Origin of the sequence: Sphingomonas sp. IBVSS2 (assembly GCF_002127225.1) — a bacterium.
Classification (GTDB): Bacteria; Pseudomonadota; Alphaproteobacteria; order Sphingomonadales; family Sphingomonadaceae; genus Sphingomonas.
Genome location: NZ_NFUR01000004.1, coordinates 259978 through 277123 on the forward strand (window position 1 = coordinate 259978; position 17146 = coordinate 277123).

Below are 17146 nucleotides of genomic sequence, written 5' to 3' on the forward strand. Positions count from 1 at the left end.
TCACCGGCTCCACGGAAACGCCAGTGTCGGCCGGTTGGCGAAGCGCCGCATCGCCAGCCTGAGCCGCGCGCCGCAGCCCGGCTCGAGCCGCAGCGTGAAGTCCGGCCGGCCGATCGGGATTTCGACGCCGTCGAGCGTCACGCTCTCGATCCGGTGCTCGGCCCAGGCGCCGCCCTGCACGACCAGGGTACGGGGGGCCTTGCCGAGATTGACCAGCGTGACCTCCGCCGAGGCATCCCCCAGCGCATGGACCAGCGCCGCTACATCCTGGGGCACGCCGGCGCGGCGCTTCTCCACGTCGAAATAGCGCAGCCGGCAATGGAGCGGCACGCCGCCCTGGTTGGGCGAAGTGGGCGACCAGGGCGGGCGGGCGATGTGCAGCCCGCCGGTCATCAGCTGGATCAGGCTGGTGATGCTCGCTGGCGTGATGTCCAGCGGCCAGTCGGCGAGGCGCGTATCGGGCGTGGTCGGGTCGTTCGTCTGGGCCTTTTCGCGCGCGGCGATCCGCTCGAGATCCGCCTGCATCGCCGCGATCGGATAGCCGGGGTTCCGGCCCTCGAGGAACGATATCCAGGGATGCTCGCCGGCCGCCGCGCGGTCCTTCGGGTCCTGGGTGAAATACCAGATCTCGAAGCCGTTGCTGCGATAGGGGCCGGGCTTCCAGCCATACCAGCCCTGGGCGCCGTACATGGTCGGCGCCTCGAACTTGCCGTCACGCTGGCGGCCCGCCTCGTTGATCCGCGCGTTCTGGCGGCGCCACAATTCCACATAGGAGAGGTCGCCGGTCAGCACCGTGCCGTTGAAGAAAGCCGTGATCGAGCGGGGCACGCGGTTGCGATCCTCGCGCTTGCCGGTCTGCGGCACGATCGGCGAGAAGCCCCAGCCATAGACGCCGTGCCACCATTTGGCGCCCACGCTGCCGTCCAACCCAATATGACTAGGCAAAATATCGTTGTTCGCCTTGGCCCGTTCCACCCAGGCGTCGAGATAGTCGAGCGCCCAGCGGCGATAGCGCTCGCCGCCGCCCAGCGCATAGGCGTTGAGGCCGAGGGTGGTCGCCTGCAGGTTGAGCGGATTGTCGCCGACCACGTCGCCATATTCGGCATAATGGTCGAGCGTCTGCTGATAGGTCGTCTCGCCATGCTCCATGTGGAAGCGCTCGCCCGCCTCGAACGGGTCGCCCGCCCAGTCGAGCGGCGTCGCCTGGCGCAGCATCGGGCCGCGGCTGCCGTTCATCACGCTGCGGATGATCCGGCGCCCGGGATCGTAGTTCCGCACCGTCGGGTCGCGGCCGGTATAGAAATCGGCATAGCGCATCGTGCGCGCCAGCAGCGTGCGGTCGCGGGGGATCGAGAGCCCCATCACGTTGAAGCTGGTGAGCCCCTCGCTGTTGTGCTGCCAGTCCATCTGGACCGGGAATTCCCGATGATACATGCCCTGCCGCGCGATCGGCACGTCCATCGTCCGGGCGGCGGCATATTGCTTCAGATGCCCTTCCCAGAAGCGCCGGGCGAGCGTCAGGATCTTGTCCGATCCGCCGAGCGCGTGCAGCACCAGCCAGTCGTTGGTCGCCTCGGCCGCGTCGTCGGGCCCGTCATTGGCGCCCCAGCGCGCGAACACCTTCAGCCAGCCGCGCGCGTCGACATATTTGGCGTAGAAGGCCTCGCAGGCGGCGGCGTTGCGGGCGAGCAGCCGGCGCTGCATCACCGCCCAGTCGGGCGGCGCCATCCGCGTCTTCGCGACCAGCCGGGCCGGCGCGGCATGGGCGGCAGCGGGCAGGGCAACCGCACCGGCGGCGCTGCCGAGCAGGAACTGGCGGCGGTCGACGGTCATGCGGCGATCTCCACCCGGCGGATCGGGCCGGCGATGACGAGGAAGGCGAAGATCGTCAGCAGGCAGTGCGCCCCGACAAAGACCAGCGCGAGATCGAAGGAACCGGTGCCCGCGACGATATAGCCCACCACGATCGGCGTGACGATGCCGGCGATATTGCCGAACATGTTGAACACGCCACCCGAAAGACCGGCGAGCTTCTTCGGCGCAACATCCGCCATCACCGCCCAGCCGAGCGAGGCGACGCCCTTGCCGAAAAAGGCGACGGACATCAGCGTGACGACCAGCCATTCTTCCTTCACCCACACACAGGCGATGATCGCCGTGGCGAGCAGCATGCCGATAGTGAGCGGCGCCTTGCGCGCCCAGTCGAGCGAGCCGGTGCGCTTCAGGATGCGATCGGAGATATAGCCGCCCGCCAGTCCGCCGACAAAGCCGAACAGGGCGGGGGCCGCGGCGGCGAAGCCCGCCTGCATGATGTTCAGCCCGCGCTCCTTCACCAGGTAGATCGGGAACCAGGTGACGAAGAAATAGGTGAGCACGTTGATGCAATATTGGCCCAGATAGATGCCCAGCATCATCCGGTTGGCGATCAGCTTGCCGATATTGGCCCAATCGAACGCGGCCGAGGCGCCGGCCTGGTCCTCCATGTGGATCAGCCCGCCGCCGGCCTCGATATGATCGAGCTCGGCCCGGTTGATCGCGGGGTGCCGGGCCGGGCTGTGGATGAAGCGGAGAAAGGCGAGGGTGGCGAGCAGGCCCAGCCCGCCCATCGTCCAGAACACCGAGCGCCAGCCGAAACTGTGCGCCAGCCAGCCCATCAGCGGCACGAAGGCGACGATCGAGAAATATTGCGCCGAGTTGAAGATCGCCGAGGCGGTGCCGCGTTCCGCGGCGGGGAACCAGGCGGCGACCAGCCGGGCGTTGCCCGGGAAGGACGGCGCCTCGGCCAGGCCGACCAGGAAGCGCAGCGCGAACAGCATCGCGGTGGCGGAAAGGATCGGCATCAGCCCCGCAAGGCCCTGGCTGGCAGTGAAGATCGACCAGAGCGCGATCGCGGCGGCATAGACGCGCTTGGTGCCGAACCTGTCGAGCAGCAGCCCGCCCGGGATCTGCGAGAGCGCATAGGCCCAGGCGAAGGCCGAGAGGATATAGCCGGTCTGCACGGGGGTGAGCCCCAGTTCGCCCGCCGCCGCATTGCCCGCGATCGAGAAGGTTGCGCGATCGGCATAGTTCACGCTGGTGATCAGGAAGATCAGTGCGATGATCGCATGGCGCACGCGCGTGGGCCGGCTGCCCTCGGTCAAGTCTCTCTCCTTCGCGCTGCGCGCTTGTTGCCTGCGCGTTGACGGCGTTGCAGGCCTACCGGGCGGCAGGGGACGGGTCCAAGCCAAAAACGGGAATGATCCAGTCCCGGCTTGGCTTGATCATGGCCGCCTTGCCGCGAAGCTCGGCGGATCGGTGCAAGAAGCGCATCGATCCATGTTCGATTGAGGTTGGCCTGTCGCGCGCCTTCACGGCTAACCAGCCTGCAATCAAGTCCGCTCGCCAAAGAAGCGGCATCTCATGGGGAGACTGAAGGCGATGTCCCGCACCCGAATCCTGAAATCCGTCCTCGCTTTGTCCGGCGCGGCCGCCGTCCTCGCGGCCGCCGATGCGCGTGCGCAGGATGCCGCCGCCGGCTCGGCTGCGTCGGTGCCCGCCCAGGATGAAGGCGCGGGCAACGAGATCGTGGTGAAGGGATTTCGCGCCAGCCTCAACAGCGCGCTCAACCTGAAGCGCAACGAGACCGCGACGATCGACGCGATCAAGGCCGAGGACATCGCGGAGTTCCCCGATCTCAACCTCGCGGAATCGCTCCAGCGCATCCCGGGCGTCGCCATCAGCCGTGTCAACGGCGAAGGGCGCAACATCTCCATCCGCGGCCTGGGCCCGGAATATAGCCGCGTGCGCATCAACGGCATGGAAGCGATCGGCACCACCGGCGGCACCGACAATTCGGGCGGCGTGAACCGCGGTCGCGGCTTCGACTTCAACATCTTCTCGTCGGACCTGTTCAACAGCCTGGCGGTGCGCAAGACGGCCACGGCGGACGTCGAGGAGGGCTCGCTCGGCGGCACGGTCGATCTCCAGACCGCGCGCCCGTTCGACTATCGCAAGCCGACCGCCGTGGTGCAGGCGGCGGCGAGCTACAACGACCTTGCCCGCAAGGCCAAGCCACGCGTCTCGACCCTGCTCACCACCAGCACCGCGGACGGGCGCTTCGGCGTGCTGCTCTCGGTCGCCTATGAGGAGCGCGCCCTGGTCGAGGAGGGCGCGAACATCACGCGCTGGACCTATGGCGGGTTCAACGGCGGGTTCAACGCCGCCTCGACGATCGCCGGGAAGACGATCGCCCAGATCAACGACGCCAATCCCGCTACCGCGCTCTATCACCCGCGCATCCCGGGCCTGGTGAGCTATGCGATCGAGCAGAAGCGCCTGGGCGCGGCGCTGGGGGTGCAGTTCCAGCCGACCGAGAAGACGCTGGTCTCGATCGACGGCCTCTATTCGCGGCTCGACGGCACTCGCCAGGAAGCGCAGTTCCAGGCGATCAGCTTCAGCCGCTCGGGCACCGGCAAGCCGCAGACGATCATCCGTTCGGGCATTGTCGACGCCGATCGCAACATCATCAGCGGCACGTTCGATAATGTGGATCTGCGCACCCAGGCGCGCTACGACAAGCTGGTCACCGATTTCTACCAGCTCACCGGCACGCTCGACCAGAAGATCGGCGAGTCGCTGAAGTTCGGCGCGGTGGTAGGCTATTCCAGCTCGCAGTTCCGCAACCCGATCCAGACCACCGTGACGATCGACGCCGCGAACACCAACGGCTTCTATTATGATTTCTCGACGCGGTTCCCCACGATCCGGCCGGGCGTGGACGTGAGCAGCGCGGCGAACTTCGCCTTCACCAACGGCACTTCGGAAGTCCGCATCCGGCCGCAGACCGTCGACAACAGCTTCACCAACGCCAAGGGCTTCCTCGAATGGACGACTTCGCCCGAGCTGAAGCTCAAGGCGGGTGTCGACTGGCGCCGGTTCGACTATAGCTCCACCGAGCAGCGCCGCCTGCAGGGCGAGACGGTGGTGACCACGCTCACTGCGGCCCAGCTCGCCCCGCTGACCACGGTCTTCTCGGGCTTCGGCCGCGGGCTGAACGTCCCCGCGGGCACGCCCACCTCCTGGGTGGTGCCGGATCTCGCGGCCTTCCAGGCCTATCTCAATACCTACAGCAACCCGACCTATGCCATCGGCGGAGTCGAGAACGCCACCGCGCGCGGCTCGTTCGTCACCGTGCGCGAGGAAGATCTGGGCGCCTGGGGCATGGCGGAGTTCAACTTCGCCAATGCGGGCATCCCGATCCGCGGCGACGCCGGCCTTCGCTATGTGAAGACCGACCAATTCTCCACCGGCTATGCCAGCCAGGGCAGCACGGTGAACCTGGTGGGTGCGGACCGCAGCTATGCGAACTGGCTGCCGTCCGCCAATCTCGTCGTCGATGTGCGCGACAATCTGATGGTGCGCTTCGCCGCCGCCAAGACGATCGCCCGCGCCGGCATCGGCTCGCTGACCCCGGGCGGCAACCTCAACGTCTCGGGCGGCAATCGCACCTTCAGCTCGGGCAACCCGGACCTGAAGCCGACCAAGTCGACCAATCTCGACGCCTCGATCGAATGGTATCCGACGCGCGGCGCGATCTATGCCGTGTCGGTGTTCCAGAAGGATATCGGCACCTTCGTCCAGACGCTGAGCACCACGGTGCCGTTCAGCGACCTCGGCCTGCCCGCCTCGCTGCTCAACGGCACCACCGCGAGCCCCACCGACGCCTTCATCGTCAGCCAGCCGGTCAATTCGAAGGGCGGCCTGCTGCGCGGCTTCGAAGTCAATGTGCAGCAGCCCTTCAGCTTCCTGCCGGGCTTCCTCAGCAACTTCGGCGTGCTGGCCAACTACACCTATGTCAGCTCGGACATCGAATATCTGACTTCGGCCAACGGCTCGACCACGGTGAAGGCGCCGCTGCTCGGCCTGTCCAGGCACGCCGCCAACGGCACGCTCTATTTCGAGACCAGGAAATTCTCGATCCGCGGTTCGGTCGCCTATCGCTCCAAATATCTGACCGCCGTGCCGGGCACGGAAGGCAATTCGTACAACGGCACCAACGCGACGACCAACATCGATGCGCAGGTCTCGTACAACATCACCGACAAGTTCAAGGTCAGCCTGGAGATGATCAACCTTACCGACGCACTGAACGACCAGTTCGTCGACGCGACCAATCGCCTCAACGTGCTCACGCATAGCGGCCGTCAGTTCGTCCTGGGTGCGCGGCTGGCCTTCTGACGCTTCCGGGCCAGCTTCCCTCCGCTTCCCGGATCGGGGTCAGCCAGTTCGCCTGGCTGGCCCCTTTTTTGATGGAGACGGCTGGCGTCCAGTCGATGCACCGAGCGCGCTGTCGGCATCCGGAGCTTCGAGCGCTTCCCGCACATCGCCGGGATGAACGAACATTGCTTGGCGGATCGGAAGTGGCAGGGGCGCTCGGATTCGAACCGAGGGCCTTCGGTTTTGGAGACCGACGCTCTAACCAGCTGAGCTACGCCCCTGTGCGGAGAGCGCGTGTAGCGCGGCGGATCGGCCGGGGCAAGGGTGCTGTTCGATTTGGATTAAAATGCTGTAATATATAGAATAATTCTATGACTGACCCGCTGCCGCCGCGGCGGCGCGCGAGCGGGGAGGGCGCTGCTCGCGCTTCGATTTCCCGAAGTGCCGCGATTTCCCGTTTCGGATTCCGCAACGCCGCGCGTTATGCTGTCGGAGGGTGTGACGCCGTTGAACAAGGCCGTGCGACAGGAGCTGACGGAGAACGACCGGCGTTTGCGCCGGGCGCTGGTCGCGTTCTTCGCCCGGCGCGTCCAAACCCTGCCCGAAGCCGAGGACCTGACCCAGGACGTCTTCTTCCGCATCGTGCGCGATCCGAAGCGCGAGGCCCCGATGGCGGATGCCTATGTCTTCCGGATCGCGGCGAACCTGCTGCGCGACAAGGGGCGGCGCGAACGCGTGCGCACCAGCTATCGGGAAGCCCGGGCGATCGAGGATTTTCTGGGCATCGATCCGCTCGATCCCCATCGCGTTGCCGAAGGACGGGAGAATCTCGACCTCGTCGCACGCACGATCGCCGAGCTGCCCGAGAAGACGCGAAGGATTTTCACGCTGTATCGCATCGAGCATATCGACAAGCGCACGATCGCGGAGAGCTTTGGCCTGTCGGTTCGCATGGTCGAGATCCATGTCCAGCGCGCGCTGGAGGCGCTGGCTACCTCCATGGAGGCGTTCCGGTGAGCGGCGGCGATCTCGAAGCGGCCCGCGAACAGGCGGCGGCATGGTTGATGCGGTTCCACGAAGGGCCGATCGACCTGGAGGAGGAACTCGAGCTCGAATTGTGGCTGGAGGCGCATCCGGCCAATCGCGCGGCGCTTGCGAGCATCGAGCGGGCCTGGCGCATGGCGGGCGCGGCCGCGGAGGCCCCCGAACTGGTCGCGGCCCGCGCGGATGCGCTGCAGGCGCTCAGCCAGGCCGATCGGCACTCGCCGCGCGGCTGGCGGCCGGAACTGCGCCACGCGCTTGGGGCGCTCGCCGCCTGCCTCCTGCTGATCGTCGCCACCTTCTATCTCTATCCGCGCGGCGAAACCTTCCGGACCGGGATCGGCGAGCGCCGCGTGGTCATGCTGGACGACGGCTCGCGGCTCTCCCTCGACGCGGCGAGCGCCGTCGAGGTGCGCTATGACGGCGAGCGCCGTGCGCTGCGCCTGCTTGCCGGGCGGGCGCGGTTCGAAGTCGCCAAGGATCCGCGGCGGCCCTTCATGGTTGCGGCCGGCGACCGGATGGTGGTGGCGACGGGAACCGCGTTCAGCGTCGAGCTGTTCCGGGCCGAGATGCGGGTGGTGCTTTACCAGGGCTCGGTCTCGGTGCTCGAGGATGGGCCCGCCGATCAGGCGCCGCGGCACGTCGTGCTGCAAGGCGATGGCCGGACGCCGGCGGACCGGATGCTCGCCCCGAGCACCGCGCTGATCGTGCCGACCGGCGCTTCGGCGGCAGCGCGGCTCGAGACGGTGGACACGGCACGCAGTTCCGCCTGGGAGCAGGGGCAGCTCGTCTTCTCGGACGAGCCGCTGGGGGTCGCAGTGGAGCGGGTCAACCGCTATTCCGGCGCCAGCCTCGCGATCGAGGACCCCGTCACCGCCGCGCTGCCGGTAAGCGGCACGTTCAACGCCGGCGATACCGAGGCTTTCATCGATGGCGTCGTCACGCTCTACGGATTGCGGAAGCTCCGTCGCGGCGAGACCGTGATCCTGCGCGCTCCCGGGCGCTAGCGCCGCGCCCCGGAAGGAAGGGGCGGCCAGTCGGGCCCCGGGGTATTTCGCGATATCGCACCTCGTGCGTCTTTCTTCCCGGAAGCTCCCGGCGAACGAGGAGCGATACAGGGGAACAGGGATGAGGGGATCGATGGCGTTGCTTCGCATTGGGGCTGCCGTGACGGTGGCTGCGATCTGTCTTCCACCGGCATCGGCACAGGCACAGGCCAGCTATAGGCTCGACGTTCCCGCACAGGACATGGAGGCCGCCCTCAAGACCGTGGCGGGCGTGACGCACGAGCAGATCGTGTTCCGCGGCGAAGTCGTGCGCGGCAAGCGGAGCAATGCGCTGCGCGGCTCCTACACGGCCGACGCGGCGATCGCGACACTGATCCGCGGATCGGGGCTGAGCGTTTCCCGCAGCGCGCGCGGCGTGTTCATCGTCGTCGCCGCGACGGCAAGCGCCGCCGCCGCGCAGGATGCCGAACCGGATCTCGAGAAAGCCGTGATGGCCGAGCAGGAGATCGTCGTCACCGGCACCCACATCGCCGGGGCTCCTATCGCCTCGCCGGTCCTCCGGATCGACCAGCGCGAGATGCGGGAGGCCGGGCAGCGCGACCTGGGCGAAGTGATCCGCAACATCCCCAGCAACTATAATGGCGGGCAGAACCCGGGTGCGCGGTTTCAGGCCGGCACGGCTGCCAACACCAATGCGTCCGGCTCCTCCGCGCTGAACCTGCGCGGCCTCGGCCCGGACGCGACGCTCACCCTGCTGAACGGCCGCCGGCTTCCCTATGACGGCACCGCGCAGGCGGTCGACGTCTCGGCGATACCGCTCGATGCCGTGGCGGAGCTCCAGGTCATGCCCGACGGCGCTTCCGCGCTCTATGGGTCGGATGCCGTCGGCGGAGTCGCCAACATCATCCTGCGGCGCGACTTCGAGGGCGTGAGCACCTCGCTTCGCTTCGGCACCTCCACCGACGGCGGTGGATTCCTCCAGGAATATGGCGTGGTCGGCGGCGGCCGCTGGGGCAGCGGCGGCGCGCTGATCGCCCTGCAATATGACCGGCAGAACGCCGTGCGATCGGACCAGCGCGACTATACCCGCTACGTCATCGGTCCCAACACGCTGCTCGACGCGCACAAGCATTTCAGCGGACTCGTCACCGCACACCAGGACATCACCGATCGCCTGACCTTCAGTATCGACGGCCTGTACAGCTGGCGCCACAGCGACGGCGCCGAATATTCGACGGTGGCTTTCGCCGCGACGACCCGCTTCAGCAACGAGAATTATGCGATCTCGCCGACGCTGACCTGGCGCCTGCCCGGGGATTGGAAGGCCTCGCTCAGCGCGTCGTACGGCGCCAACAAGACGCGCCGTTTCGACGACTATATCGACAAGGTGACCGGCTATAACGATGGTGGCAGCAGCATCTACGACAATTATGCCTATGGCGGCGAGCTGGACCTGGATGGCCGGCTGTTCGCGATTCCCGGCGGCGACGTGCGGCTCGCCGTGGGCGCGGGCTATCGCTACAATCATCTCAAGGTCTATTCCGCCACTTCCGCCGTGCCCACCGGCGACGGGCGCGGCAATTACTATGGCTTCGGCGAGCTTTCGGTGCCGCTGGTCTCCGCGGCCAATGCCTCGGCCTTTCTGCATCAGCTGACCTTTTCGGCCGCCCTGCGGCACGAGGAATATGATCGCTTCGACGGCGTCACCACGCCCAAGCTCGGCCTGGTCTATGCGCCGGCGCCCGATCTCGACCTCAAGCTCTCCTGGGGGCGTTCGTTCAAGGCACCGACGCTGCGCAATGCGTTCCAGCTGTTCAGGGTCGGGCTCCAGCCGGCATTCTATTACGGGGGCCATTATCCCGCCGGATCGACGGTCCTGTTCACCTCGGGCGGCAATCGCGACCTGAAGCCGGAGCGCGCGCGCACCCTGTCGACGACGCTCGACCTGCATCCCCGGGCGGTGCCGGGCCTGAAGCTGTCGGCGACGTATTTCGACATCGACTATACCGATCGGGTGGTCCAGCCGGCCAGCAACGCCACGCTCAAGGTGCTGGACAATCCGGCGCTGCAGGAATTCATCGATTATGCCCCGACCCCGGCCCAGCAGGCCGCGCTGATCGCCCGGGATAGCAGGGGCCTGGGCAACTATACCGGCACGCCCTACGACCCGGCCAAGGTGGTGGCGATCATCCGCAACCAGCTCGTCAATGCCGCGCGCCAGCGGATCAGGGGCGTCGATCTCGTCGGCAGCTATCGGATTCCGATCTCGAGCGGCGACGTGACGCTTTCGGGCCAGGCGAGCTGGCTGCGCAGCAATCAGCGAAACACCACGAGCGCGCCGCTCACCCAGCTCGCCGGCGTCAACTTCAACCCGCCGCGCTTCCGCGGGCGCGGCGGCGCCACCGGGCATTTCGGCGCGTTCACGGCGGCGCTGTTCGCCAACTATACCGGCCCCATCACCGATCTGAACGTGGCGCCGCCGGTGCAGCGGGGCGACATGACCACGCTCGACCTGTCGCTGTTGTGGAAGGCGCCGGCGGCCCATGGGCCGCTGAAGGGCTTCGAGATCGGCTTGTACGTGAACAATCTCACGGACGCGCGGCCGCCCTATCTCGCCTCGTTCGACGAGACCACCGTCAACTATGATTCGACCAACTATTCGCCGCTGGGCCGCTTCGTCAGCGTCTCGCTGCGCAAGGCATGGTGAGCGACATGAAGAACCGATCGAACCGCATCCTCCCGCGCGGCGGCGCTGCCGTGCTTGCGCTGGCGCTCGGCGTCTCGCCGCTCGTCGTTCGCGGCCAGGCCGTGGACCTCGACATGACCGATCGCATCGTCGACGAGAGCCAGCGGCGCGGCGAAGTGATGGAGATCGTGCGCTATCTGAGCGACGAGATCGGCAGCCGCCTCACCAATTCGCCGGGTGCGCGCAAGGCAGAGGCCTGGACGCAGGAGAGGTTCCGTGGCTGGGGCCTCGCCAATGTGCACAAGGAGGGCTTCCCCTTCGGGCGCGGCTGGTGGATGGAACGGTCCAGCGTGCGGATGATCGCGCCGCGACCGCTCGCGCTCACCGCCGTCCCGATCAGCTGGACGCCGGGGACGAACGGCGTGATCACTGCCCCGATCGTCTTCGCGCCGATGACGAGCCGGGCCGATTTCGCCCGGTGGAAGGGCAAGCTGGCCGGCAGGATCGTCCTGGTCTCGACCACGGACGAGGTGCGGACGCCGCCGGCCGCTTCGCCCGTCACTGCCGAGGAATTCGCCAGGCTGGCCGTCTACGAGCCGCCCAAATTCACGTCCGACGGCCTGGCCAGGCTGGAGAAATCCTATTTCTTCCCGCGCCAGATGGAGGATTTCCTGAAGGCCGAGGGCGCGCTCGCCTATGCGCGGATCACCAACCGGGACGGCAAGCTGGTGATGGGCGACGGGTATCGCTTCGCCCCGGGCGACGAAGCGCCGCTGCCCGCCGTGGAGATCGCGGCGGAGGATTATCGCCGTCTCGTCCGCTTCGTCGATGCCGGGCATGCGCCGACGCTCGCGATCGAAAGCGTGGTCCATTATGACGACAGCGACCAGCAGGCCTACAACATCTTCGCCGAGATCCCCGGCAGCGACCCGAAGGCCGCCTATGTGATGGCGGGGGCGCATCTCGACAGCGCGGCGGCGGCGGACGGCGCGGCGGACAATGGCGCGGGCGTGGCGATGGTGATGGAAGCCGCGCGCATCCTGTCGAAGATGCCGCGCCCGCGCCGCACCATCCGTTTCGCGCTATGGGGCGCCGAGGAACAGGGGATGATCGGCAGCTCGGCCTTTGTCGAGCGATACCTCGCCCAGCGCGTGCCGCCGGCCGAGCCCAAGGTGGGCGTGGGTGGCCGTTTCTGGCTCCGCTCGATGAGCTGGCCGATCGTGAAACGACCGACCTGGGGCGATATGTCGGTCTATTTCAATCTCGACAACGGCTCGGGCAGGATCCGCGGCGTCTATGCCTATCGCAACCTGGCGGCCGTGCCGATCTTCCAGGCATGGCTCGCGCCCTTCGCGTCGATGGGCGCGACCACGGTCGCCGCGTCGGACAATACCGGGCCGGACAACGAATATATGCAGATGGTCGGCGTGCCGGGCTTCCAGTTCATCCAGGACTGGAACGACTATGGCCGCATGCACCATACTTCGATGGACACGTTCGACCATCTCGACGCCGACGACATGCGCCAGGCCTCGATCATCCTGGCGAGCTTCCTGTGGAACGCGGCGAATGCGGACAAGCCCTTCCCGCGACGCCCGCTGCCGACCGAGCCGCGGCGGAGCGGGCCGGCGAAGTGATCGCCGGGGCGCCGCCGTCTCAGGCGGCGGCGCTGGCGCCGCCCCGCGGGCGGGTGGCGAGCGCGCGTGCTTCCTGCACGGGGAGCGGACGGCCGAAATAATAGCCCTGTACCTTGGTGCAGCCGAGCTGCTGCACCATCCGGTGCTCCTCTTCGGTTTCCACGCCCTCGGCCGTGGTCGCCATGCCCAGGCTGTCCGCCAGCGCCACCACCGCACGGATGATCGCGATCGCTTCCTTGGTACCCTTGGACGCGCCCTGGACGAAGCTGCGGTCGATCTTGATCGAGCTGAACCGGGTATGCGCCAGATAGCCGAGCGAGGAATAGCCCGTCCCGAAATCGTCGAGGCTCAGGCGCACGCCCAGCTCGAGCACCTTTTCGAGCACATGGATCGCCTGGGTCCCCTCGCGCATGAACACGCTCTCGGTCACTTCCAGCTCGAGCCGCTCGGGCGGCAGGCCGGACTGGGCGAGCGCCTGGGCCACCATGGTGGCGAAGCTCGGCGAGTGGAGCTGCTCGGGGCTGACATTCACTGCCACGCGCACTTCCGAATCCCAGCGCGCGGCTTCCTTGCAGGCGGTGCGCAGCACCCATTCGCCGATCTGCGGGATCAGCCGGGCATCCTCGGCCAGCGGCACGAACTTGGCGGGCGAGACCACGCCGAATTCCGGGTGGGTCCAGCGCAGCAGCGCCTCGAAGCCGGCCAGCGAGCCGGTGTCCGCCAGCACCACCGGCTGGTAGTTGAGGTCCATCTCGCCATTCTCGACCGCGCTGCGCAGTGCGATCTCGAGCACGCGGCGCTCCTCGGCGGCCATGTGCAACTGCGGCTCGTAGCAATGGAAGGCGCCGCCGCCGGTATCCTTGGAGCGATAGAGCGCCAGGTCGGCCGAGCGGATCAGCATCTCGGCGGTGCGCCCGTCGCGCGGCCCCACGGCAAGGCCGACCGAGGCGCCGATGAACAGCGTGTTCTGGTCGATCTCATAGGGGCGCGAGACCGTGTCGATGATGGCCTGGGCCAGCCGCTCGATGCCCGCAGTGTCGGTCGCGTCGCGCACCACCACGGCGAACTCGTCGCCACCGAGCCGCCCGACCATCTCGTTCTCGCTCATCAGTTGCTTGAGCCGCTCGGAGACGCGCATCAGCAGCCGGTCGCCCACCGGGTGGCCCAGCGTGTCGTTCACTGCCTTGAAGCGATCGAGGTCGATCATCATGAAGGCGCAGCGCGAGCCCCATTTCTCCGCCTCGGCCATCGCGCGGGCCAGCGTCTCGTTGAGCAGCAGCCGGTTGGGCAGGCCGGTGAGCGTGTCGAACCGCGCCATCTTGCTGATCTGGTCGGCCGAGGCGCGCGCCTCGGTCACGTCCGAGCCGACGCCGCGGAAGCCGATGAAGGTGCCGCCCTCGTCATAGCGCGGGCTGGCGGACATCTCCCACCAGCGCTCCTCGCCATTGACGAAGACCGGCAGCAGCAGGTCGTGGAAGGGATCGCGCGTCTTCAGCTTCTCGGCCAGGTCGCGCAGGCCGGCGGCGAAATTGCCGTCCTCCCAGGTCGGCCCGGCGAGCACCTGGAGGAAGGGCATGCCGTTGATCGCCTTGGGATCGACGCCCAGCGACTTGGAGAAGCGCGGATTGGCGCGGGCGACGCGGCGCTGCGCGTCGATCTCCCACAGCCAGTCCGCCTCGCCTTCGCGCTCGTTCTCGCGCAGGAGCAGGCTCAGCGTCTCGTCGCGCTCGGCGATCGCCATTTCGCCGGCGCGGATTACGACCAGCGCCTTGCCGCGCGCGAAAGTGGCCATGACGAGCAGCACGGTGAACAGCGCGGAAGCGGCGGCGAGCATCGGCGAGGCGATCAGCGACAGCGTCACCACCAGCGCGGTGCCGACGATCGCGACGAAGGTGATGGTGGCGAGCGGCAGCGCGGCCATGGCGACGGCGCTGGCGGTCATCAGCAGCGACACGACGATCCACAGGCCGAGCGCGGCGCTGGCATCCACCAGATGGCCGAAGGCGAGGGGCGGGATCGACCAGACCGCGCCCAATGCCACGCCGTCGAGCACCGTGTCGCGCACATCGCCCAGCGTGGCGGTGACGGCGGTGCGATGGCGCCTGGCGAGGCGCCGGAAGGCGACCGCGGTGCCGGCGGCGGCGACGATCGCGCCCCAGCTTGCCAGCTGCCACAGCGGCACCAGCGGGGCGAGGATGATCGTGACGAGCGAGGCGCCGATCACGTTGGCGGCGAGCATGAACAGGGCCAGCTGGCTGCCGGCATGGAGCTGGGCGGCACGGATCGGCCCCCAGTCGGTGGTGTCCGCCGGGTCGTACAGGCCCAGAAGCGCACGCGCATCGATGCGCGGCCGGGCGAATTGCGAGGTCGTCTGGCTGTTCACCCGGAAGGTGTAGCCCGGCGCTGGTTAGCGAGTGGTTAGGCCGGGAAGGGAAAAGACGAATATGGCTCCCCTCCCTGGAAGGGAGGGGCTTGGGGGTGGGTGGATGGCCGCGTTACGTCGCGATTGGTACTCGGCCAGCAGTATCGCCCGGACCTTACCCACCCCCGGCCCCTCCCTTCCAGGGAGGGGAGGGCAGTGCATCACCCCGCGATCCAGTTGCCATGAAAGCCCGGCGGCACCCGGTGCGGCAGGCGGATGCTGGCCACCGGCGCGCCCGCGAAGTCGCGCGCGTCGAGGATCACCAGGTCGGTCGTCTCGTGCGGCAGGTCGACCACCAGGCCGATCAGCCAGCCCGCGTCCTCGGCCGAATCGGGCGCGGCGGGAACGAAGACGAACTCGCCCGGATGCCGGCCCGGGCCGAAATCATGGACCTGGCGCGTGCCGGCCTCCAGATCATGCTTGTAGAGCTGCGTCCCGGCGATCGCGAAGCCGTTCCCGGGCAGCGCCATCGTATAGGCATAGCGATAGGGCTGGCCGAAGCGCCGCTCGTCGGGGCGGGGGAATTCCTGCGGCGCGGAATCGAGGATGCGCCGCTCGGCGGTGCGCGTCGCGGGATCGAGCACGAACCGCTCGAGCCCGCGCGGGCTCTGGTCGGGGCCGCCCGGCGCGCCGGCGAACATCGTGTCATAGGTCACGGCGTCGAGCACCACCCGGCCATCGGGCAGGTCATGGGCGTTGGCGACATGGAAGATGTAGCAGGGATCGATCTCGATCCAGATAATGTCCTCGCCCCGCCCGTCGCGGGGGAGCAGGCCGATCCGGGCACGATGCTCGGGGTTCCAGCGATAGGGGAAGCGGGTTCCTTGCATCGCTTCCGCCAGCGAGAAGGTCACCGGCAGGTCCATCACCACCGCGTAGCGCGCGGTGAAGGCGCAGTCATGGATCGAGGGGCCGTGCTCCACCGCGATCGGCTCCTCGCGCACCACCATGCCCTCGGCCGAGATCACGACATGGTGCACGGTATCGGGCACCATGGCGGCATAGGTGATCGCATGCTGTTCGCCGGTCAGCGGATCGCGGTGGGGATGGGCGGTGAAGGTGCCTGCCAGCGTGCCGCCGAAATCGGAATAGGCCTGGCGCTCCATATCGCGTGACAGGGCGACCGGCGTGCTGCCGGCCTCGACCAGCGCCAGGATTTCGCCGGCGATCTCGACGACATTGGTGTTCACCGTGTCGAAGCGGCCGTGGCGCGGCCCGGGGGCAGGGGGCTCGCCCAATGCGGCGGCGGCCGGAGTCGAGCGGATCCAGCGGTTGCGATACCATTGCGCCTTCCCGTCCCGGATCGCCAGGCCATGGACCATGCCGTCGCCGACGAACCAGTGATAGCCCTTGGGGTCCGGGTTCACCGGATTGGGGCCGATGCGCATATATTGGCCGTTCAGCGCCGGCGGGATCGTGCCGGTGACCGGAAGCTCGGTAAGGGTCAGTTCCGCGCGCATCGGCGCGTGGATACCGGTGAGGAAGGGGTGATCGGTCGCTTGGTCCAGTTCGATCGCGCTTGCCATTGTCGCCTCCGGGACTATGTTGACGCTGTTTACATAGCGGGCAAATGATAACAGTGTCAACATCCGAGGGCGGCAAGGCCTATCATCATGGCGACCTGCGTACGGCGGCGCTCGAGGCCGGGCTGAAATTGCTGGAGACACGCACCGCCGACGATCTTGGCCTGCGCGAGATCGCCCGGACCGTGGGGGTGAGCGCGACGGCGCTCTACCGGCATTTCCCGGACAAGAAGGCGCTGATGACCGCGCTGGCGGGCGAGGGGCTCCGGCGCCTGTCGGAGGCGCAGCACGAAGCGGCCGACCGCGCGGGCGGCGGCAAGGCGGGCTTTGCGGCGACCGGTGCCGCCTATGTCCGGTTCGCGCTGGCCAATCCGGCCCTGTTCCGGCTGATCTTCGCCAATCCCGACATGGATTCCTCGGCGCTGGCGCACGAAGACAGCGCGATGGCTTTCCTGAGGGAAAACGCCCGCGCCGCGGCCGCCGAGCACGGCGGCGACGCGGAAGTGATCGCCATCCACGCCTGGTCCTGCGCGCATGGGCTGGCGATGCTGATGCTCGACCGGCAGATCCCGGCGGACGACGCGATCATCGATCGGGTGGTCGGCGGGCGTTGGTGAGCTCCCCTCCCCGAGGGG

The 17146-nt window shown here is 67.8% G+C and carries 10 protein-coding genes and 1 tRNA gene; 6 read left to right on the forward strand and 5 right to left on the reverse strand.

Annotated features, from left to right (window positions below):
• Together CAP40_RS14920 and CAP40_RS14925 are read right to left on the reverse strand one after the other, a co-directional pair.
• Positions 1 to 1833, reverse strand: a complete 1833-nt coding sequence (locus tag CAP40_RS14920) for a hypothetical protein (protein WP_086130328.1) — start codon at positions 1831 to 1833, stop codon at positions 1 to 3.
• Entirely contained in the window at positions 1830 to 3140 is a 1311-nt protein-coding gene (locus CAP40_RS14925) for an MFS transporter (RefSeq protein WP_086130329.1), read from the reverse strand. The genes CAP40_RS14920 and CAP40_RS14925 overlap by 4 nt, the downstream gene beginning before the upstream one ends.
• A 277-nt stretch (positions 3141 to 3417) precedes the next feature.
• Here CAP40_RS14925 and CAP40_RS14930 point away from each other — a divergent pair, with 277 nt between their 5' ends.
• Positions 3418 to 6216 carry a TonB-dependent receptor gene (locus CAP40_RS14930; protein WP_086130330.1) on the forward strand — a complete coding sequence of 933 codons (2799 nt, stop codon included), beginning with the start codon at positions 3418 to 3420 and terminating at the stop codon, positions 6214 to 6216.
• Positions 6217 to 6399: 183 nt separating this feature from the next.
• On the opposite strand, the gene CAP40_RS14935 is transcribed toward CAP40_RS14930, so the two are convergent.
• Positions 6400 to 6476 (reverse strand) — tRNA-Trp (locus CAP40_RS14935).
• A 202-nt stretch (positions 6477 to 6678) separates the two neighbouring features.
• Between CAP40_RS14935 and CAP40_RS14940 the strand changes: the two genes are divergently transcribed.
• From CAP40_RS14940 to CAP40_RS14955, 4 genes are all read left to right on the forward strand, one after another.
• Positions 6679 to 7212 carry an RNA polymerase sigma factor gene (locus CAP40_RS14940; protein WP_086130331.1) on the forward strand — a complete coding sequence of 178 codons (534 nt, stop codon included), beginning with the start codon at positions 6679 to 6681 and terminating at the stop codon, positions 7210 to 7212.
• Complete coding sequence (locus CAP40_RS14945; protein WP_086130332.1) at positions 7209 to 8243, forward strand: FecR family protein; 1035 nt, start codon at positions 7209 to 7211, stop codon at positions 8241 to 8243. Before CAP40_RS14940 ends, CAP40_RS14945 begins: the two co-directional genes overlap by 4 nt.
• Positions 8244 to 8376: 133 nt before the next feature.
• The gene (locus CAP40_RS14950) at positions 8377 to 10950 is read left to right on the forward strand and encodes a TonB-dependent receptor (protein ID WP_179188221.1); all 2574 of its coding nucleotides are present in this window, start codon (positions 8377 to 8379) and stop codon (positions 10948 to 10950) included.
• 5 nt (positions 10951 to 10955) lie between these two features.
• Positions 10956 to 12566, forward strand: a complete 1611-nt coding sequence (locus tag CAP40_RS14955) for a M20/M25/M40 family metallo-hydrolase (RefSeq protein WP_086130450.1) — start codon at positions 10956 to 10958, stop codon at positions 12564 to 12566.
• Between the two features lie 19 nt (positions 12567 to 12585).
• On the opposite strand, the gene CAP40_RS14960 is transcribed toward CAP40_RS14955, so the two are convergent.
• Both CAP40_RS14960 and CAP40_RS14965 read right to left on the reverse strand, forming a co-directional pair.
• Positions 12586 to 14949: a bifunctional diguanylate cyclase/phosphodiesterase gene (locus CAP40_RS14960; protein WP_086130334.1), complete on the reverse strand. Its 2364-nt coding sequence runs from the start codon at positions 14947 to 14949 to the stop codon at positions 12586 to 12588.
• A 200-nt stretch (positions 14950 to 15149) separates the two neighbouring features.
• The gene (locus CAP40_RS14965) at positions 15150 to 16514 is read right to left on the reverse strand and encodes a carotenoid oxygenase family protein (protein ID WP_086130335.1); all 1365 of its coding nucleotides are present in this window, start codon (positions 16512 to 16514) and stop codon (positions 15150 to 15152) included.
• 44 nt (positions 16515 to 16558) lie between these two features.
• Between CAP40_RS14965 and CAP40_RS14970 the strand changes: the two genes are divergently transcribed.
• Positions 16559 to 17128 (forward strand): TetR/AcrR family transcriptional regulator, encoded by a 570-nt coding sequence (locus CAP40_RS14970; RefSeq protein ID WP_086130336.1) that lies wholly within the window; start codon positions 16559 to 16561, stop codon positions 17126 to 17128.
• Positions 17129 to 17146 lie beyond the last annotated feature (18 nt).